Source organism: Streptomyces sp. NPDC059455 (assembly GCF_042750115.1).
In the GTDB taxonomy this organism is placed as follows: domain Bacteria; phylum Actinomycetota; class Actinomycetes; order Streptomycetales; family Streptomycetaceae; genus Streptomyces; species Streptomyces endocoffeicus.
On sequence record NZ_JBHYVB010000012.1, the window covers coordinates 86,102 to 105,047 of the forward strand.

General features: G+C 72.1%; 14 protein-coding genes and 1 riboswitch. Of the genes, 9 read left to right on the forward strand and 5 right to left on the reverse strand.

The genetic code is table 11. The features are described 5' to 3' along the window. Positions 1 to 218: 218 nt before the first annotated feature. Entirely contained in the window at positions 219 to 1,049 is an 831-nt protein-coding gene (locus tag ACFXB5_RS06390; protein WP_385203108.1) for a S1 family peptidase, read from the forward strand. Between the two features lie 212 nt (positions 1,050 to 1,261). Here ACFXB5_RS06390 and ACFXB5_RS06395 read toward each other — a convergent pair whose 3' ends face one another. Then, positions 1,262 to 1,492, reverse strand: a complete 231-nt coding sequence (locus ACFXB5_RS06395; protein ID WP_385203110.1) for a hypothetical protein — start codon at positions 1,490 to 1,492, stop codon at positions 1,262 to 1,264. A gap of 441 nt (positions 1,493 to 1,933) precedes the next feature. On the opposite strand from ACFXB5_RS06395, the gene ACFXB5_RS06400 reads away from it, so the two are divergent. The 3 genes from ACFXB5_RS06400 (at position 1,934) to ACFXB5_RS06410 (ending at position 6,334) form a co-directional block, all read left to right on the forward strand. Continuing rightward, entirely contained in the window at positions 1,934 to 4,057 is a 2,124-nt protein-coding gene (locus ACFXB5_RS06400) for a type IIA DNA topoisomerase subunit B (protein WP_385203112.1), read from the forward strand. A gap of 220 nt (positions 4,058 to 4,277) precedes the next feature. Then, positions 4,278 to 4,730 (forward strand): DUF485 domain-containing protein, encoded by a 453-nt coding sequence (locus ACFXB5_RS06405; protein WP_385203115.1) that lies wholly within the window; start codon positions 4,278 to 4,280, stop codon positions 4,728 to 4,730. Then, positions 4,727 to 6,334, forward strand: coding sequence for a cation acetate symporter (locus ACFXB5_RS06410; RefSeq protein WP_385203117.1), 1,608 nt, complete (start codon positions 4,727 to 4,729; stop codon positions 6,332 to 6,334). The genes ACFXB5_RS06405 and ACFXB5_RS06410 overlap by 4 nt, the downstream gene beginning before the upstream one ends. Positions 6,335 to 6,346: 12 nt before the next feature. Here the strand turns inward: ACFXB5_RS06410 and ACFXB5_RS06415 are convergent, their stop codons facing one another. The 3 genes from ACFXB5_RS06415 to ACFXB5_RS06425 all read right to left on the reverse strand — a co-directional run bounded on the left by ACFXB5_RS06415 (position 6,347) and on the right by ACFXB5_RS06425 (position 9,846). Further along, positions 6,347 to 7,057 carry a response regulator gene (locus tag ACFXB5_RS06415; protein ID WP_385203120.1) on the reverse strand — a complete coding sequence of 237 codons (711 nt, stop codon included), beginning with the start codon at positions 7,055 to 7,057 and terminating at the stop codon, positions 6,347 to 6,349. Further along, positions 7,054 to 8,724, reverse strand: a complete 1,671-nt coding sequence (locus ACFXB5_RS06420) for an ATP-binding protein (protein ID WP_385203123.1) — start codon at positions 8,722 to 8,724, stop codon at positions 7,054 to 7,056. Before ACFXB5_RS06420 ends, ACFXB5_RS06415 begins: the two co-directional genes overlap by 4 nt. A gap of 129 nt (positions 8,725 to 8,853) precedes the next feature. Then, entirely contained in the window at positions 8,854 to 9,846 is a 993-nt protein-coding gene (locus ACFXB5_RS06425) for a sucrase ferredoxin (protein WP_385203126.1), read from the reverse strand. A gap of 287 nt (positions 9,847 to 10,133) precedes the next feature. Here ACFXB5_RS06425 and ACFXB5_RS06430 point away from each other — a divergent pair, with 287 nt between their 5' ends. Then, positions 10,134 to 10,460 carry a tetratricopeptide repeat protein gene (locus ACFXB5_RS06430; protein WP_385203128.1) on the forward strand — a complete coding sequence of 109 codons (327 nt, stop codon included), beginning with the start codon at positions 10,134 to 10,136 and terminating at the stop codon, positions 10,458 to 10,460. A 607-nt stretch (positions 10,461 to 11,067) separates the two neighbouring features. Here ACFXB5_RS06430 and ACFXB5_RS06435 read toward each other — a convergent pair. Then, on the reverse strand, positions 11,068 to 13,521 hold the full coding sequence (locus tag ACFXB5_RS06435) for a DNA topoisomerase (ATP-hydrolyzing) subunit A (protein WP_385203130.1): 2,454 nt from the start codon (positions 13,519 to 13,521) through the stop codon (positions 11,068 to 11,070). Positions 13,522 to 13,836: 315 nt separating this feature from the next. Between ACFXB5_RS06435 and ACFXB5_RS06440 the strand changes: the two genes are divergently transcribed. The 4 genes from ACFXB5_RS06440 to ACFXB5_RS06455 all read left to right on the forward strand — a co-directional run bounded on the left by ACFXB5_RS06440 (position 13,837) and on the right by ACFXB5_RS06455 (position 18,868). Continuing rightward, the gene (locus ACFXB5_RS06440; RefSeq protein WP_385203133.1) at positions 13,837 to 15,207 is read left to right on the forward strand and encodes a M16 family metallopeptidase; all 1,371 of its coding nucleotides are present in this window, start codon (positions 13,837 to 13,839) and stop codon (positions 15,205 to 15,207) included. 20 nt (positions 15,208 to 15,227) lie between these two features. Beyond that, positions 15,228 to 16,610: a M16 family metallopeptidase gene (locus tag ACFXB5_RS06445; RefSeq protein WP_385203147.1), complete on the forward strand. Its 1,383-nt coding sequence runs from the start codon at positions 15,228 to 15,230 to the stop codon at positions 16,608 to 16,610. A gap of 284 nt (positions 16,611 to 16,894) precedes the next feature. Further along, positions 16,895 to 17,059, forward strand: a riboswitch (cyclic di-AMP (ydaO/yuaA leader). 14 nt (positions 17,060 to 17,073) lie between these two features. Continuing rightward, on the forward strand, positions 17,074 to 17,868 hold the full coding sequence (locus ACFXB5_RS06450; protein WP_385203135.1) for a M23 family metallopeptidase: 795 nt from the start codon (positions 17,074 to 17,076) through the stop codon (positions 17,866 to 17,868). Between the two features lie 244 nt (positions 17,869 to 18,112). Beyond that, positions 18,113 to 18,868 (forward strand): GntR family transcriptional regulator, encoded by a 756-nt coding sequence (locus ACFXB5_RS06455; RefSeq protein WP_385203138.1) that lies wholly within the window; start codon positions 18,113 to 18,115, stop codon positions 18,866 to 18,868. Positions 18,869 to 18,946: the final 78 nt, after the last annotated feature.

An 18,946-nucleotide genomic window follows, 5' to 3' on the forward strand; every position in this document is an offset into this window, starting at 1 on the left:
GTTTCCCCGGTTTTTTGGCCGCGCCCGCTCACCAGCGGCACTGCGCGCGGCGCGGGCCGCCCGCGGGGCGCGGCCCCCCCCGCGGGGCCCCCCCCCCCCCCCGGCTGCGCGGTGCCAAGGCTGGCGTCCTGTTCCCCGCTTGGCCCACTCGGGATGCGCTTCGCGACAGAGGGGGTAACGCTGAGTATGCGTCTTGCTCCGTATGGTCAGGAGGCCGCATGCCTAGGTCGCCCCGCTCGCTCCTCATCGCCCTGGCGGTGCCGCTGGCCGCCGCGCTCGCGATAGTGCTCACCGCGCCCGCCCCGGCGACGGCCGACCGGGTGGTGATCGGCGGCCGTCCGGCCCGTACGGTCGAGGCGCCCTGGGCGGTGGCCGTGGCCAGCCGTGAGCTCTTCGGGGGCAAGAGGTCGGGCCAGTTCTGCGGCGGGGCGGTGGTGGGCCCCACAACGGTCGTCACGGCGGCCCACTGTCTGAGCCGTGGGGTGCTCGGCAAGGACTGGCGGGAGGTGCGGGACCTGAAGGTGATCATCGGCCGCAACGACCTGCGGAAGAAGGACGGGGCGGAGTACTCGCCGGCGCGGGTGTGGGTCAATCCGGCCTACGAGGGCGACAACCGGGCCGGGGACATCGCGGTGCTCACCCTGGGGGTCGCGGTGCCCGCGGCCTACACCATCCGCATGGCGGGCGCCGGCGACCAGGCGTACCGGCCGGGTGAGCGGGCCGCGGTGTACGGCTGGGGCGATACGGAGGGCGATGGCACCTATGCCTCGTCGCTGCGCACCGCGACGGTCCGGGTGCTGGCCGACAGCGTCTGTGAGACCGCCTATCCGGGCAACGCGGAGGGGGACTACGACCCGCGCTCCATGGTCTGCGCCGGGCTGCCGGACGGGGGCCGGGACGCCTGTCAGGGGGACAGTGGAGGGCCTCTGGTGGTCCGTGGGCAGCTGGTGGGCCTGGTGTCCTGGGGGAGTGGATGCGCCGTGGCGGGGCGGCCCGGCGTCTACACGAGGATCTCTTCGGTGGCCGGCCTGGTGGCCGCCCATGACTGACGCGGAGGTCGAGGGCGCCTGCGGAAGGGCCTGCAAGGGGTCCCGGAGTGAGCCCCGCAGGGCCGTTGGGCATGCCGAAGGGCTGTCCCTGGGGCATGCCGGAAGTGCGGAAAGACCCACGGTACGGGCGTGGGCGGCCGCCCCGCTCAGGGGGCAGACCGCCCGCAGTCCGGCCCTGGGCCGGCGTCGCTCGTCGTCGTGGGTATGAGGCGTCAGCGTTCGTCTTCGGACGCGGACGCCTGAACGGCCGTGAGTCGCTCGGTCTCGTCCTGTATTTCCGCGGCGATCTTCTTGAGTTCCGGCTCGAACTTGCGCCCGTGGTGGGCACAGAAGAGCAGTTCACCACCGCTGATCAACACGACGCGCAGGTACGCCTGGGCGCCGCAGCGATCGCAGCGGTCAGCGGCCGTCAACGGGCTCGCGGGGGTCAGAACAGTAGTCACGTCGCCTCTTCTCTAGCTCGACGAGCTGTCGTACCAGGGTCAACATCCAACCAGCCTGAAATCGTTCCCGCTCGTGGCTTTTTCCCAAAAGTTGCTTCTGAGTAGGCCGGATGGTGACGTTTGGCGGCGAATGAGCCGTATTGCCTAGCTTTGATGCTTCGCGTCGATTGTCTGGTTTGCCCTCCCGGCTGGGTTGCCGGTTGTGAATGAGGACGTGCCCGGAGCCTAAATGGTTCATGCCTGAAAGGGAACGTGATCTGTGCGGCACCGCCGTGAGCTATCGAACGTACGAGCGAAACGGTGGCCGGCGCGACTAGCATGGACGTTTCAACGGGTGGCGGCACAAAGGCTCTATCAAGCCTCGGTACGCTCTGTCGGGCGACCGTGCCACCATCGTGCCCATAGCCGGGCCAACCAGAAATTCAGCGAGGAGCGAACCGCGTGACCGCCGACACGTCCGTGCCGTCCACAGCGCTGCTGACCGGAGCAGACCGGGGCGGCGGTAACTACACCGCGCGGCACCTTCTCGTCCTCGAGGGGCTCGAGGCGGTGCGCAAGCGCCCCGGCATGTATATCGGCTCCACCGACAGCCGTGGTCTCATGCACTGCCTCTGGGAGATCATCGACAACTCGGTGGACGAAGCCCTGGGCGGCTTCTGCGATCACATCGAGGTGATCCTCCACGACGACGGATCCGTGGAGGTGCGGGACAACGGCCGGGGGATCCCGGTGGACATCGAGCCCAAGACGGGGCTGTCCGGCGTCGAGCTCGTGATGACCAAGCTGCACGCCGGCGGAAAGTTCGGCGGCGGCGCGTACGCGGCCTCCGGCGGCCTGCACGGCGTCGGCGCCTCCGTGGTGAACGCGCTGTCCGCCCGTCTCGACGTGGAGGTGGACCTCGGCGGCAAGACCCACTCGATCAGCTTCCGCCGCGGCGTCCCCGGGATCTTCACCGAATCCGGGCCGGACGCCCCGTTCGACCCGTCCAGCGGCCTCCTCAAGGGCAAGAGGGTTCCCAAGACCCGCACCGGCACCCGCACCCGTTACTGGGCGGACCGCCAGATTTTCCTCAAGGACGCCAAGCTCTCCGTGGAGACGCTGTACGCGCGCGCCCGGCAGACCGCGTTCCTGGTGCCGGGGCTCACCCTGGTGGTCCGGGACGAGCGCGGTCTGGAGGGGCAGGAGGGGCCGGTCGAGGAGACCTTCCGGTACGACGGGGGGATCAGCGAGTTCTGCGAGTACCTCGCCCAGGACAAGGCCGTCTGCGATGTGCTGCGGCTGTCCGGGGCGGGCACCTTCAAGGAGACCGTGCCGGTCCTCGACGAGCGCGGCCACATGACCCCGTCCGAGGTCTCCCGGGAGCTGGGCGTCGACATCGCGCTGCGCTGGGGCACCGGCTACGACACGACGGTCAAGTCCTTCGTCAACATCATCGCCACCCCCAAGGGCGGCACTCACGTCTCCGGCTTCGAGCGCTCGATCGCCAAGACGGTGAACGAGGCGCTGCGCGCCACCAAGCTGCTGCGGGTCGCCGAGGACGACGTCGTCAAGGACGACGCCATGGAGGGCCTGACGGCGGTGGTGACCGTAAGGCTGGCGGAGCCGCAGTTCGAGGGCCAGACCAAGGAGGTGCTGGGCACCTCGGCGGCCTCCCGCATCGTGGCCAATGTGGTCGCCAAGGAGCTCAAGGCGTTCCTGACCTCCTCCAAGCGGGACGACAAGCAGCAGGCCCGCGCCATCCTGGAGAAGGTCGTGGCCGCGGCCCGTACGCGCATCGCGGCCCGTCAGCACAAGGAGGCGCAGCGCCGTAAGACCGCGCTGGAGTCCTCCTCGCTGCCCGCGAAGCTGGCCGACTGCCGCAGCGACGACGTGGACCGCAGCGAGCTGTTCATCGTCGAGGGCGACTCGGCGCTGGGCACGGCCAAGCTGGCCCGGAACTCCGAGTTCCAGGCGCTGCTGCCGATCCGTGGCAAGATCCTCAACACCCAGAAGTCGTCCGTCTCGGACATGCTGAAGAACGCCGAGTGCGGCGCGATCATCCAGGTCATAGGGGCGGGTTCGGGCCGGACCTTCGACATCGACCAGGCGCGCTACGGCAAGGTGATCTTCCTCGCCGACGCCGATGTCGACGGCGCCCACATCCGCTGTCTGCTGCTGACCCTCTTCCAGCGCTATATGCGGCCGATGGTCGAGCAGGGGCGGGTCTTCTCGGCGGTGCCGCCGCTGCACCGGGTGGAGCTGGTGAACCCCAAGCGGGGGCAGAGCAAGTACCTCTACACCTACTCCGACCAGGAGCTCCAGGCGACGCTGCTGGACCTCCAGCGCCGGGAGGTCCGCTACAAGGACGGCATCCAGCGCTACAAGGGTCTCGGTGAGATGGACGCCGACCAGCTCGCGGAGACCACGATGGACCCGCGCCACCGCACCCTGCGGCGCATCAACATCAGCGACCTGGAGGCCGCCGAGCGCGCCTTCGACCTGCTCATGGGCAATGAGGTCGCGCCCCGTAAGGAGTTCATCACCAACTCGGCGGCGACCCTGGACCGGTCGCGCATCGACGTCTGACGCCCGGCCCCTCGGCAGGGCCGGTCCGGCGGGGTCTCCCACCCGGGGGACCCCGTCGGCGTTTCCCCGCGCTGCCCGCTTCTGTAGTGCCGCTTCCGGGCCGTTCATCACCTGAGTCACCTGATGGGGTGAAGGTCCGGTATTGAAGGGCTCTGGATCTTTCTGATCTGCACATCCTTGGTCACGCGGCGAATGCCGCAGTGAACAAGGAGTGTTCGGGGTGGACATGCACAACGCGCGCGACACGGGAGCGGCGCGGCTGGAGGACCCGTGGTACGACGCGCTCGCGTCCGGCTGGGGTGAGGCGGACGACACGGAGGGCGAACGCGGGCGCGCGCGTCCGCCCGCCGCCCAGGCGGTCTACACGGAGGTGCACGGCAGCGCCGCCTTCCAGGAGGTGCGCCGGCGCTACCGCCGGTTCGTGTTCCCCGCGGCCGCCGCGTTCCTCATCTGGTACCTCGCGTATGTCGTCGCGGCCACCACCGCACCCCGGCTGATGGCCCGCCCGGTCGTGGGCACGCTCAATGTGGCGATGGTCGCGGGGCTCGCGCAGTTCGCCACCACCTTCCTGCTGACCTGGGCGTACGCCCGGCACGCACGGCTGCGCCGGGACCGGGTCGCGCTCGAACTCCGCTGGGTGACGCAGGAGATGATGCGGGGGCACGGGCGGTGACCGGCGATCAGCAGGGCCTGGCGCTGCTGCTCTTCGGCGTCTTCGTGGCGGCCACCTTGGCCATCACCACCTGGGCGGGGCGCCGGCGGCACGGCTCGCCGGAGGAGTTCTACGCGGGCGGGCGGCTGTTCTCCCCGATGGAGAACGGCTTCGCCATCGCCGGTGACTACATGTCCGCCGCGTCCTTCCTCGGGATCTCCGGCCTGATCGCGCTCTTCGGCTACGACGGGGTGCTGTACTGCGTGGGCTTCTTCGTGGCCTGGCTGGTGGTCCTGCTGCTGGTGGCCGAACTGGTCCGCAACTGCGGCCGGTTCACCCTGGCCGATGTGCTGGCCGCCCGGATGCGGGAGCGCCGGGTCCGGATCGCCGCGGGCATCTCCTCGGTCACGGTCTGTGTGCTCTATCTCGTGGCCCAGATGGTCGGCGCGGGCAGTCTGGTCGCCCTGCTGCTCGGGGAGACGGGCGGCCGCGCCCGCGCCTGGACGGTGATCGGCGTGGGCACCCTGATGGTGGTCTTCGTGGCGCTCGGCGGGATGCGCGCCACGACCTGGATCCAGATCGTGAAGGCCGGGCTGCTGATGGGCGGGGCGATCGCGCTGACCGCCCTGGTCCTCGTCCGCTTCCGCGGCGATCTCGACACCCTGCTCAGCACCGCCGCGCGCAACAGCGGCCACGGCGTGGACTTCCTCGCCCCCGGGCTCAAATACGGCGGCGACTGGACCGCCCGGCTGGACTTCGTGAGCCTCGGCCTCGCCCTGGTGCTGGGCACCGCCGGGCTGCCGCACATCCTCTCGCGCTTCTACACCGTGCCCACCGCCCGGGCCGCCCGCCGCTCGGTGATCTGGTCCATCTGGCTGATCGGCGGCTTCTACCTGATGACGATCGTGCTCGGCTTCGGCGCGGCCGCCGTGCTGGGCACCGATGCCGTACGGACCTCCAACGCGGCCGGGAACACGGCCGTTCCGCTGCTCGCGCTCGACCTCGGCGGCGGCGCCGGATCGACCGGGGGCACGGTGCTGTTCGCGGTCGTCGCAGCGATCGCCTTCGCCACCATCCTGGCCGTCGTCGCCGGGCTCACCCTCGCCTCCTCGGCCTCCGTCGCCCATGACCTCTACTCCTCGCTGAGCAGGCGGGCGGGCCGCACCCCGCGTGGCGAGGTGGTGGTCGCGCGGATCGCCACGGTGGGGATCGGGGCGGCCGCGATCGGGCTGGGGCTGCTCGCGGAGGACCTCAATGTGGCGTTCCTGGTGGGGCTCGCGTTCGCCGCCGCCGCGTCGGCGAACCTTCCGGTGCTGCTGTACTCGCTGTTCTGGCGGCGGTTCACCGCGCGTGGCGCGGTCTGGTCGGTCTACGGGGGGCTGCTTCCGGCGGTGGTGCTGGTGGTGCTGTCCCCGGTGGTCTCCGGCGGCCCGGACGCGATCTTCTCCGGGGTGGACTTCCACCTCTTCCCGCTCCAGAACCCGGGGCTGGTCTCGGTGCCCCTCGGGTTCCTCGCGGGCTGGCTCGGGACGGTCACCTCACCGGCCCCGGCGGACGTGCCCGGCCATGCCGCCAAGCACGCCGAGACGGAGGTGCGGGCCCTCACCGGGGCGGGCGCGGCCTGAGGCGGGGAGAGCTCAGACCCAGTCGTAGCGGTGCTCGGGGCGGCCGGTCTCGCCGTATTTGAGGCTGAGCCGCACCCGGCCCGTGCGCTCCAGCAGCTTCAGATAGCGCTGTGCGGTCTGTCTGCTGAGCGAGGAGCGCTCGGCCACCTCCTGCGCCGACAGCGGGCCCTCCGCGCCCCGCAGCACCTCCCGTACGAGATCGGCGGTGAGCGCCGAATGGCCCTTGGGCAGCTCCGCGGGGCCGGCCGAGGCGCCGCCCAGGGCGCCGAAGATCCGGTCCACCTGGTCCTGCCCGGCCTCGCCGTCGCCCTCCAGGGCACGGCGCAGCGCCGCGTACCCCTCCAGCTTGGCGCGCAGCCCCGCGAAGGTGAACGGCTTGACCAGGTACTGCAGCGCGCCATGGCGCATCGCCGCCTGGACGGTCGTGATGTCGCGGGCCGCGGTCACCATGATGATGTCGGTGTGGTGGCCGAGCTGCCGCAGCCGCCGCACCAGCGACAGCCCCGTCTCGTCCGGCAGATAGTGGTCGAGCAGCACCAGGTCGACGTGGGCGCCCTGGGGGCCCTCCAGGAAGGCCAGCGCCTGGGCGACGGTGTGCGCCTGCCCGGCGACGCGGAATCCGGCCACCTTGCCGACGTACGCGGCGTTGACCCGGGCCACCCGGACGTCGTCGTCCACGACCAGCACTTCCAGGGGCCCGCCCGGTCCGGTTCCAAGGGTCATCGTGGCTCTCCTGTCGCGGTCAGCGGCGCCCCGGCCGGCTGTTCGGCCAGCGCCTCGGGGAGGACGACGGTGAACTCCGCGCCCCCGCCCTCGCGGTCGGACACGCGGACGCTGCCGCCCTGGCGTTCGGCGAGGCGGCGGACCAGCGCGAGCCCTATGCCGCGCTTGCCGTGCGCGGGCGGCTCCTTGGTCGACCAGCCCTCGGTGAAGACCACGTCGCGCCGGTCGGCGGGGATCCCGGGGCCGGTGTCGGAGACCCGCAGCAGCACCGTACGGTCGTCGGCGCACAGTTCCACCTCGACCCGCGGCTCCGCCGAACCGACCGCCGCGTCCAGGGCGTTGTCGATGAGATTGCCGACGATCGTCACCACCCCCGGTGGGTCCACCAGCCGGTTGGGCAGCAGGCTGTCCTCGGCGACGGACAGCGAGACGCCGCGTTCGGTGGCGACCGTGGCCTTGCCGACCAGCAGGGAGGCCAGCAGCGGATCGTGCACCCGCTCGGTGACCTGCTCGGCGGTGGCCCGGTGCACCCCGATCGCCTCGGTGATGAACTCCATCGCCTCGTCGTGCAGTTCGAGTTCGATCAGGCCGAGGAGGGTGTGCATATGGTTGGCGTGCTCATGGTCCTGGGCCCGCAGGGCGTCGATCAGGCCCCGGGTGCCGTCCAGCTCGCGGCCCAGCCGCTCCAGTTCGGTGCGGTCACGCAGGGTGACCACCGCACCGCCGTCGTCCGTCGGCATCCGGTTGGCGACCAGCACCCGGCCGCCGCTGACGGTCAGCAGATCGGCGCCGGTGACCCGCCCGGACAGCACATCGGTCGTACGGCCCGGGGACAGCACCGCCTCCAGGGGCTGCCCGGTGTCCTCGGGGCGCAGATCCAGCAGCCGCTGGGCCTCGTCGTTGATCAGCCGGATGCGGCCGTGGGCGTCGAGGGCGACGACGCCCTCCCGGATGCCGTGCAGCATCGCCTCGCGCTCGGCGAGCAGTGCCGAGATATCGGAGAAGGCCAGGTCATGGGTGCGCCGCTGGAGCCGGCGGGAGACCACGTACGCGGCCAGGGCGCCGACCGCGAGCGCGCCGCCCGCGTAGGCGAGCATCTCCGGGACCGCGGCGACGAGCCGGGCGCGCACGCTCTCGTAGGAGATGCCCACGGAGACGGCGCCCACGATATGGCCGTCCCCGGCGCGCAGGGGCACCTTGCCGCGGGCCGACCGGCCGAGGGTGCCGTCGTCGATCTCCATGATCTCCCGGCCCTCGAGGGCCTCGGTGGGGTCGGTGGAGACATGCTTCCCGATCTCGTCCGGGGAGGTGTGGGACCAGCGCACCCCGCGCCGGTCCATGATCACGACATATTCGGCGCCGGTCGCCCGGCGGATGCGCTCCGCCTCGGTCTGCACCGGCCCGCCGGGGGTGGGCCGGGTGTGCTGGAGCGCCTCGGCCATCCGGGGCTCGGCGGCCGTGGTCTGGGCGATGGCGAGGGCGCGGCGCATGGCCTGGTCGTCGAGGTGGTCACTGAGCGGCGCGAGGAAGAGGCCGGTCGCGAGCACGGTGACACCCGTGGCGATGGCCAGCTGCATCAGCAGGACCTGGGAGAAGACGCGTCGGGGCCAGCCGATGCGCCACCTTGTGGCCGTGGCTGCCGGCCCCGGCGGTATCGCGGCGCTCATGGCAACGAAGGGTAACCAAGGGCGGGTGGGAGGGGCCCGGGCAGGACCCTGGGGAGGGGGCCGGGAACGGCGGTCTCCCGAGGTGCAGCGGGGGCGGGTGCGGGCTTACGGGAGCGGGGCGTCGTGGGGTCAGAGGCGTCCGGCGGCCATCGCTCGTACGCCGGGTGCGGGCCGATGGGCGGTCCGGATCCCGAGGACCTCCATCCGGGCCGGGGAGCCCAGGGGGAAGCCGCAGCTCTCCGGCCGCGGCGGCGCCGCGGCGAGCTGCGCGACGCTCACCCGCCAGGCCCGGCCGTCGCGGTGCGCGACGGTCACGGACCGGACCGGGGCCTCGCCCTCGGTCCGTACGACGGTCAGCGCGTCGGCTCCGTCCTCGCCGGTCAGCTCGCGTACGGCCAGCTCCGCCGCCTGGCCGGGGCGCTCCCAGGCGGATCGGCCGCGGCAGCCGTCGGTGACCACCCGGCCGTCGCGCAGCGCCTCGATGACGTCCTTGACGCCCTGCGCGGTGGCCCTGCCGTAGGCGTAGCCGTGCGGCAGCACGACGAGGGTGGGGGAGAAGCGGTGGCCGCCGATATGGGTGATCTCCCACGTGCTGTGCACCCCGGAGGCGGCCAGCTCACCGGCCAGCGGGCGGCCGAGGAGGGCACAGCAGCGGTCGCGCTTGCCGTTGGTGCACACCAGCACCAGCGGATCGCCGGTGTACTCCTCCCAGGCGCCGGGGTCATGGGGCTCGTGGGGTGTGTGGGGCCGCAGGGTGAGCCCGTCGGGGTCGCCCGCGCCCAGCGTGGCGAAGTCCAGGCCGAGCAGGCGGCCGGGGTCGTCCAGGGCGGTGGTGCGGATCCAGGAGCGGCCGGGCCGGGTGTGGGCCACGAACACCCGGTGCCGGGCGCCGGTGTGCAGATCGGCGTGGCGGCCGGGGCGACGGATGAGCGCGACCCGTACGCCGGTGCCCTCGGCGGCGCGCTCCAGGGCGCGCCCTACGGCCGGGTCGAGGCGGCTGGCGGTGAGGGCCTCGGTGCCCCAAGGCCCGGGCTGTTCCACCAGCAGCCAGGTGGAGGCGGTGGCCGCCGTCCCGGCGAGCGGCTCGGACAGGTCGCGGGAGGCGGTCGCGCACGTGCTCACGAAGGTAAGCCTAACCTCTCTTGATCGAGAGCGCTCGCCGGGTCGTGCGTACGCGCCGGAGCCGTGGTGGAGGGACGCACGACCAGAGCCGGACGGCGCCTCATCGGCCCCGGGCGGCGGAACGCGGCAGTCCGTATTCCGCCGCGTACTCGCCGTTCCATGGGGTGGGAGCAGGCGGGAAAATGGCGCCAGGGGCGGAGGGGGCGGATATGAGTGGGTTTTGGGCGCGGTGGCGCGGCCGCCGGGGGAGACGCGGGGCGCGCTCGCTGGATCCCGGGCTGAGTGCCATGGTGACGGCGGCCTACGACGAGGGGCGGCCGATTCCCGAACCGCTGGCCCGTAAGGCGGCCGAGGCCGGTGATCCGCGGGGAATGACCGTCTACGGCATCGGGCTGGGGCAGCGGGGCGCGTACGCCGAGGCGGTCCACTGGCTCGGCAAGGCCGCCGAGACGGGGGATCTCTCGGCCATGGTGGTGCTCGGCACCGTCCACCTGGACCGCGGCGAGCTGGGCGAGGCGGAGCGGCACTTCCAGCGGGCGGCGGACCGCGGCCACGACGGCGCGCGCCTCGCCCTCCGCCAGATGCGCGCCCGGCGCAATGGCAGTGGCCACTGAATCGTTCGCTGGGGCCGTCGGCTGTCCGGGGCCAGCCTTCACGGGGGCGCCCGGCCGCGAGCAGGGGGCAGCTCCCGGCGGCAGCCGGGGGAGCCTGGTGCGGTCGTGCGCACGGCGGAGGAGCGCCCCCGTCCTGGGCAGGGCGGGCGTAATCGGGCCACTGCGGCACTGCGGCACCGCAGCGAGGGGCCTGCCGGGCGCCGGGAGAGGGGCGGCCGTCACATCGGGTCATGCCGGGCCCCGGCGAGCCGTGCCGTGGGTCGGCGAGCGCGTCGGGGAGCGGGGCCGCACATGTGCGGATGGGCCTGAGGTGCGTGAGCGGCGCCTGTGCCCGGGAACAGCACCTTGCCCGTGAACGGCGAGGGGCGCGGCACCCTCGCGGTGCCGCGCCCCTGCGCGCTCGTCCTGCTGTCCGGGCCAGACCGGCCTGTCCTGCCCGTGCGGGCCAGACCCGGCGTGTCCGGCTGTCCGGGCCGGATCCGGGCCGTCCGGCTGTCCGGGTCAGACTTCTGCCCGTCCTGCTGTCCGGGTCAGACTTCTGCCCGTCCGGCTGTGCGGGCCGGACTTCTGCCCGTCCGGCCAGACCCGCCCGTCCCGGCTACACCGGCTACACCGGGCCCGCCACCACCGTCACCGGTTTGGCGAGCGGTTCGCCCGAGCCGTCGCGGCGCGGGTCGATCTCCGGCAGGGCCACCGGGGCGCCGTTCGCCCCCGCCGCGCGGGCCGGGACCGCGCCCGCCCAGGCCATGACCAGGCAGTCCTCGCCCTTCAGGAACCGCTGGCAGCGCACCCCGCCCGTGGCCCGGCCCTTGCGCGGGTACTGGTCGAAGGGGGTGAGCTTGGCCGACTGCTGCACCGAGTCGTCGAGCGTGCCGCTGGCGCCCGCGACCGTGAAGACCACCGCGTCGCTCGCCGGGTCGACGGCCGTGAACGCGATCACCTTGGCGCCGGGGCCGAGCTTGACGCCCGCCATGCCGCCCGCGGCGCGGCCCTGCGGCCGCACCTGACTGGCCGCGTAGCGCAGCAGCTGGGCGTCGTCGGTGATGAAGACCAGGTCCTCCTCGCCGGTGGACAGCTCCACCGCGCCCACGATCCGGTCGCCCTCCTTGAGGCCGATGACCTCCAACTCGTCCTTGTTGGCGGGGTAGTCGGGGACCACGCGCTTGACGACGCCCTGCTCCGTGCCGATCGCGAGCCCCGGTGAGGATTCGTCCAGGGTGGTGAGGCAGATCAGCTCCTCGTCGTCCTCCAGCGAGAGGAACTCGGCGATGGGTGCCCCGCCCGACAGATTCGGGGGTGCGGCCGATTCCGGGAGGATCGGGAGGTCGACCACCGAGAGCCGCAGCAGCCGCCCGGTGGAGGTCACCGCCCCCACGGAGCCGCGGGCCGTGGCCGGGACCGCGGAGATGATCACATCGTGCTTGGCGCGCTTGGCCTTCCCCTCGACCGGGAACGGCTCGCCGTTGGCGGTACGGGCCAGCAGCCCGGTGGAGGACAGCAGCACCCGGCAGGGGTCGTCCGCGACCTCCAGCGGCACCGCGGTCACCGGCGCGTTCGACGACTCGAGCAGAACCGTGCGGCGCGGGGTGGTGAACTTCTTGGCCACCGCGGCCAGTTCGGAGGAGACCAGCTTGCGCAGCTCGGCGTCGGAGTCGAGGATCCGGGTGAGCTCCTCGATTTCGGCGTTGAGCCGGTCGCGCTCCGACTCCAGCTCCAGCCGGTCGAACTTGGTCAGCCGGCGCAGCGGGGTGTCCAGGATGTACTGCGTCTGGACGTCGGAGAGGCCGAAGCGCTCGATGAGGGACGCCTTGGCCTCCGCCGCGTTCTCGCTCTGCCGGATGAGGCGGATGACCTCGTCGATGTCGAGCAGGGCCACCAGCAGACCCTCGACGAGGTGCAGCCGGTTCCGCCGCTTGGTGCGCCGGAACTCGCTGCGCCGCCGGACCACGTCGAAGCGGTGGTCGAGGTAGACCTCCAGCAGCTCCTTCAGGCCCAGCGTGAGCGGCTGGCCGTCCACCAGCGCCACGTTGTTGATGCCGAAGGACTCCTCCATCGGCGTGAGCTTGTAGAGCTGCTCCAGCACGGCCTCGGGGTTGAAGCCGTTCTTGATCTCGATGACCAGCCGCAGCCCGTGCTCACGGTCGGTGAGGTCCTTGACGTCCGCGATGCCCTGGAGCTTCTTCGCGCCGACCAGGTCCTTGATCTTGGAGATGACCTTCTCGGGCCCCACCGCGAAGGGCAGCTCGGTGACGATGAGGCCCTTACGGCGGGCCGTCACGTCCTCCACGGCCACCGTGGCGCGGATCTTGAAGGTGCCGCGGCCCGTCTCGTACGCGTCCCGGATGCCGCTCATGCCCACGATCCGGCCGCCGGTGGGCAGGTCGGGTCCCGGCACATGCCGCATCAGCGTGTCGAGGTCCGCGCCCGGGTGCCTGATCAGATGGCGGGCGGCGGCGATGACCTCGCCCAGGTTGTGCGGCGGCATATTGGTGGCCATGCCGACCGCGATCCCGGACGTGCCGTTGACCAGCAGGTTCGGATAGGCGGCGGGGAGGGTGACGGGCTCCTGCTCACTGCCGTCGTAGTTCGGGGAGAAGTCGACCGTGTCCTCGTCGATCGACTCGGTCATCAGCGAGGTCGCCGACGCCATCCGGCACTCGGTGTACCGCATCGCGGCCGGCGGGTCGTCGTTGCCCAGCGAGCCGAAGTTCCCGTGGCCGTCGACCATCGGCAGGCGCATGGAGAACGGCTGCGCCATGCGCACCAGCGCGTCGTAGATCGACGCGTCGCCGTGCGGGTGGAGCTTTCCCATCACCTCGCCGACGACGCGGGCGCACTTCACATAGGAGCGCTCGGGGCGCAGGCCCATGTCGTTCATCTGGTAGAGGATGCGGCGGTGCACGGGCTTGAGCCCGTCACGGGCGTCGGGCAGCGCGCGCGAGTAGATGACCGAATAGGCGTACTCGAGGTAGGAGCCCTGCATCTCGTCGACGACGTCGATGTCGAGGATGCGCTCCTCGAAGTCGTCCGGCGGCGGGGTCTTCGTGCGGCGGCGGGCCATCGCGCTTGGGGCTCCTTCAACTGCCGATGCGGGATCTGATGCGGACCATTGTGGCCCGGCGCACCGACAAGTGTGGAACGGCCCGGGGCGCTGGCGGCCGGGGCGGGCCCCGGAACCGCGCCCGGCGGTACCGCCCGAAGCCCCCTCGAAGGGGTCCGGATCCGGCGCCGGAGGGCCCGCCGAAACGGTTCGGGACAGCTCGGCGGGACGGGAGTGGACCGGAACTTCGCCAGATGTCCGTCCCCTTGCATACAGTGACAGAAGCGCTGCGCAAGCGGCTGGCACGCGCTCCATCACGCGATCGAAGGGACGTACATGCCCATGGGTCACACGGCCACGCAGCAGGCCGGCTCCGGCGGCTTGAAAGCGACTGAGCACCGCCTGGCCAATGGCCTGCGCGTGGTGCTCTCCGAGGACCATCTGACCCCGGTCGCCGCGGTCTGTCTGTGGTACGACGTCGGCTCGCGCCATGAGGTCAAGGGGCGCACCGGCCTGGCGCACCTCTTCGAGCACCTGATGTTCCAGGGTTCGGCGCAGGTCACCGGCAACGGCCACTTCGAGCTGGTGCAGGGCGCGGGCGGCTCGCTCAACGGCACGACCAGCTTCGAGCGCACCAACTATTTCGAGACCATGCCCGCCCACCAGGTCGAGCTCGCCCTGTGGCTGGAGGCGGACCGGATGGGGTCCCTCCTGACCGCGCTGGACGAGGAGAGCCTGGAGAACCAGCGCGACGTCGTCAAGAACGAGCGCCGCCAGCGGTACGACAACGTCCCGTACGGCACCGCCTTCGAGAAGCTCGTCGCCATGGCATACCCCGAGGGCCACCCGTACCACCACACCCCGATCGGCTCCATGGCCGACCTGGACGCGGCCTCCCTGGAGGACGCGCGGGAGTTCTTCCGCACCTACTACGCCCCCAACAACGCCGTGCTGTCGATCGTCGGCGACATCGACCCCGAGCAGACGCTCGCCTGGATCGAGAAGTACTTCGGCTCCATCCCCTCCCACGAGGGCAAGCGGCCGCCCCGTGACGGCACGCTCCCGGAGGTGATCGGCGGTCAGCTGCGCGAGGTCGTGGAGGAGGAGGTCCCGGCCCGCGCCCTGATGGCCGCCTACCGGCTGCCGCACGACGGCACCCGTGAGTCCGACGCCGCCGACCTGGCGCTGACCGTCCTCGGCGGCGGCGAGTCCTCCCGGCTCCACAACCGGCTGGTGCGCCATGACCGCACCGCCGTGGCCGCCGGGTTCGGCCTGCTGCGGCTGTCGGGCGCCCCCTCGCTGGGCTGGCTGGACGTGAAGGCCTCCGGCGGGGTCGAGGTGCCCGCCATCGAGGCCGCCGTCGACGCGGAGCTGGCCCGCTTCGCCGAGGAGGGGCCGACCCCGCAGGAGATGGAGCGCGCCCAGGCGCAGATCGAGCGCGAGTGGCTGGACCGGCTGGCCACGGTCGGCGGCCGGGCCGACGAGCTCTGCCGTTACGCGGTGCTCTTCGGCGACCCGCAGCTGGCGCTGACCGCCGTGGAGCGGGTGCTCGACATCAGCCCCGAGGAGGTGCGGGCCGTGGCCGCGGCGCGGCTGCGTCCCGACAACCGCGCCGTGCTGGTCTACGAGCCCGTCCAGGGCGCCGAGGACGCAGCCGACACCGCCGAAGCCGCCGAGACCGACGCAGAAGGGGAGGCGGCCCAGTGAGCGACGCCGTCACCGCGACCATGACCTTCCACCCGCAGCCCAAGGGCGGCGCCCCCAGGCCGTGGGCGTTCCCGGCCCCCGAGCGCGGTGAGCTGCCCAACGGCCTCACCGTGCTGCGCTGCCACCGCCCCGGCCAGCAGGTCGTCGCCGTCGAGATCAACCTGGAGGCGCCGCTGGACGCCGAGCCGGCCGGGCTCGAAGGCGTCGCCACGATCATGGCGCGCGCCCTGTCGGAGGGCACCGACAAGCACGACGCCGAGGAGTTCGCCGCCGAGCTCGAGCGGTGCGGTGCCACGCTGGACGCCCACGCCGATCACGCCGGCGTCCGCGTCTCCCTGGAGGTCCCGGCCTCCCGGCTGCCCAAGGCGCTCGGTCTACTGGCCGACGCGCTGCGCGCCCCCGCCTTCCCGGACGGCGAGGTCGAGCGGCTGGTGCGCAACCGGCTGGACGAGATCCCCCATGAGCTGGCCAACCCGGCCCGCCGCGCCTCCATGGCCCTCGCCGCGGAGCTCTTCCCGGCCGAGTCGCGGATGTCCCGGCCGCGCCAGGGCACCCAGGAGACCATCGAGGGCATCGACGCCGCGGCCGTGCGGGCCTTCTACGAGGCGCATCTCCGCCCCTCCACCGCCACCGCCGTCATCGTGGGCGACCTCGACGGCGTCGACCTGGACAGGGCGCTCGCGGACACCCTCGGCGCCTGGACGGGCGGGGCGGGCGCGCCGCGCACGGCTCCCCCGATCATCGCGGACGACACCGGCCGTGTGGTGATCGTCGACCGGCCGGGCGCGGTGCAGACCCAGCTGCTCATCGGGCGCGTGGGCGCCGACCGCCACGACCGGGTCTGGCCCGCGCAGGTGCTCGGCACGTACTGCATGGGCGGCACCCTCACCTCCCGCCTCGACCGCGTGCTGCGCGAGGAGAAGGGCTACACCTACGGGGTGCGCGCCTTCGGCCAGGTGCTGCGCTCCGGGCCCTCGTCGCCCGCGGGCGGCTCCTCGGGCGCCTCGATGCTGGCGATCAGCGGCTCGGTGGCCACCGAGGTCACCGGCCCTGCGCTGGACGACCTCTGGAAGGTGCTGCGCACGCTGAAGGAGGAGGGGCTGACCGACGACGAGCGCGATGTCGCGGTGCAGAACCTGGTGGGCGTCGCCCCGCTGAAGTACGAGACGGCGGCGTCCGTCGCGAACACCCTCGCCGATCAGGTCGAGCAGCATCTTCCGGACGACTTCCAGGCGCAGTTGTACGTCCGTCTGGCGGAGACCGGCACGGTGGAGGCCACCGCCGCGGTGGTGAGCGCCTTCCCGGCGGACCGGCTGGTCACGGTGTTGGTCGGGGACGCCTCGGCGATCGAGGAGCCGGTCCGCGCGCTGGGCATCGGCGAGGTGCGCGTCATCTCCAACTGAGCCGATGAGAGTTGGCCGGATCCGTTCGGGGAACCGATGGTCCGGCCGGCTCACTGACGGTCCGGCAGGCGGCCCGGCGGACGTCCGGTCCATGAGCCGACAGCGGAAGGACCCCGGCCCCGTAAGGGTGCCGGGGTCCTTCCGACATGACCGATTTATGGGATTGGCTGCTTGTTTGGTTTGTGGGGAGAGCAACAAAAAACCGGAACCGTTTGGTGATCGAAAGCGCACCCGTTTAGCGTCAGTCCGGCTGTTCGCCAGCGACCCGCCGCACCCGCGGCACCGGACAGTCATCGCCGAGTCCCCGTACGGCGCAAGCCAGGGGAGCCGGGGACCCAACACGTCCCCAGGGGTGAATCGGGCGCCTTCCCCGGCCGGGGGAGGGGTCTGTAGGAGACCTTCCTGCTCCGAACCCGTCAGCTAACCCGGTAGGCGAGAAGGAAGGAAAGGAGTGCGCCTCAGTATGGCGTCCACCCGCACTGCCACCGGGAAGCACCGCCGCACCAGCAAGGTCAACATCCGCACGGGCGCGAACGTCGTGGGCATCACGACCGTCGCCTCGGGTGTGGTCGCCGGGATCACCGGACAGGCGTTCGCGGCCGACGGGGGCCCCAATCCCCAGCAGACCGGTCTGACCCAGGCGATCGTGATCGGCGATGGGATCGCGGACCACATCGAGGCCCAGGCGCAGTCCCAGGAGACCGCCGCCGAGCAGGCCGCCGCCAAGGCCAAGGCAGAGGCGATCGCCCGCCAGGAGGCCGCCAGAAAGGCGGAGGCCGCGGCGAAGAAGGCCAAGGCCGAGCGCGAGGCCAAGGAGCGCGCGGCGCGCGAGGCCGAGCGCAAGCGCCTCAACACCTTCGTGTCGCCGGTCAGCGGCTCCTACGTCTCCACCGGCTACCAGGCGTCCAGCGGGCTGTGGTCCTCCGGCAGCCACACCGGCATCGACTTCCACGCCTCCACCGGCACCACGGTGCACTCCGTGGGCATGGGCGAGATCGTCGAGGCGGGCTGGGGCGGCTCCTACGGCAACAATGTCGTCATCAAGATGAACGACGGCACGTACACCCAGTACGGCCACCTGTCGTCGATCAGCGTCTCGGTCGGCCAGAAGGTCACCCCCGGCCAGCAGATCGGCCTGTCGGGCGCCACCGGCAACGTGACCGGACCGCATCTGCACTTCGAGGCCCGCACCAGCGCGGACTACGGCTCGGACATGGACCCCCTGTCGTACCTGCGCACCCACGGCGTCAACGTCTGACCCGTCGCGCGTCCGACGCGAACGCCGCGCGGTCTCACGATCCCGAGATCGCGCGAGACTTCCGAGAAGGCCCCGTCCGCCGGACGGGGCCTTCGGCGTGCCACCGCCCGCTGACCAAAAAATAGCCATGAAATGCTTCCCGCCATCGGAAATGGCGTCCGTGTGGAATAGAGTCGTTCAACGCGCATTCCATGGCCGCGTTTCGCGGGCGTTAAGGCGGAGGTTCGACAATGCGGGACCGTAAGTGAGCGGGGATACGAACGCGGTCCAGGGTGGTCGCCGGATTTCGGCACACGCGGTCTGCGCGGCGATTCGCGACGACATCGTCTCCGGCGGGTATCAGCCCGGCAGCCGCCTCACCGAGGAACTGCTCGCCCGGCGCTACGGCGTCTCCCGGGTGCCGGTCCGCGAGGCCCTGCGCACCCTGGAGTCGGAGGGCTTCGTGACGACCCGGCGGCACGCGGGGGCCTGCGTCGCCCAGCCCTCCGAGCGCGAGGCGGCCGATCTGCTGGACATCCGCGCGCTGCTGGAGCCACTGGGCGCCGCGCGGGCCGCACAGCGCCGCACCGAGGCCCATCTGAAGGTGCTGCGCGGACTGGTCCGGCTCGGCCGGGAGCGCGCCCAGGGCGGTCAGCTCGGCGAACTGCGGCCGCTGGGCGACTGGTTCCACGAGACGCTCGCCCAGGCGTCCGGCAGCCCGAGCCTGGCCGCGCTGCTCGTCCAGCTGCGCCGTAAGACCGCGTGGGTGTACGCGGCCGCTCCCGGGCCGCGGCCCGTGCCGCCCGAGGGTGCCGCGCGCCCCGACCCGGCCGCGCGGGCCGTGGAGTCCTGGGCGGAGCACGGCGCGCTGGTGGACGCGGTGGCGCGCGGCGACGCCGACCGCGCGCGGGCGCTCGCCACCACGCACACCGAGCGCGCGCTGTCGGAATACCGGCTGCGCCGCCCGATTCCGGTGAGGACTTCGAAACATTCCGTCAACACGGCGAGCGGCCGGAATTAACAGAACTCCCGTATACAACTCTTGGGAATTCTGTGTGCGGCAACAGAAAAACGGCGGGGCCGCGGTGACCATTACCTG

Excerpts from the sequence above, each read along its gene's own strand:
- ACFXB5_RS06415 (WP_385203120.1), bottom strand. The coding sequence starts at position 7,057 with ATGACCCTTGGAACCGGACCGGGCGGGCCCCTGGAAGTGCTGGTCGTG.
- ACFXB5_RS06390 (WP_385203108.1), top strand. The coding sequence starts at position 219 with ATGCCTAGGTCGCCCCGCTCGCTCCTCATCGCCCTGGCGGTGCCGCTG.
- ACFXB5_RS06445 (WP_385203147.1), top strand. The coding sequence starts at position 15,228 with ATGACCTTCCACCCGCAGCCCAAGGGCGGCGCCCCCAGGCCGTGGGCG.
- ACFXB5_RS06435 (WP_385203130.1), bottom strand. The coding sequence starts at position 13,521 with ATGGCCCGCCGCCGCACGAAGACCCCGCCGCCGGACGACTTCGAGGAG.
- ACFXB5_RS06440 (WP_385203133.1), top strand. The coding sequence starts at position 13,837 with ATGCCCATGGGTCACACGGCCACGCAGCAGGCCGGCTCCGGCGGCTTG.
- ACFXB5_RS06450 (WP_385203135.1), top strand. The coding sequence starts at position 17,074 with ATGGCGTCCACCCGCACTGCCACCGGGAAGCACCGCCGCACCAGCAAG.
- ACFXB5_RS06430 (WP_385203128.1), top strand. The coding sequence starts at position 10,134 with ATGGTGACGGCGGCCTACGACGAGGGGCGGCCGATTCCCGAACCGCTG.
- ACFXB5_RS06420 (WP_385203123.1), bottom strand. The coding sequence starts at position 8,724 with ATGAGCGCCGCGATACCGCCGGGGCCGGCAGCCACGGCCACAAGGTGG.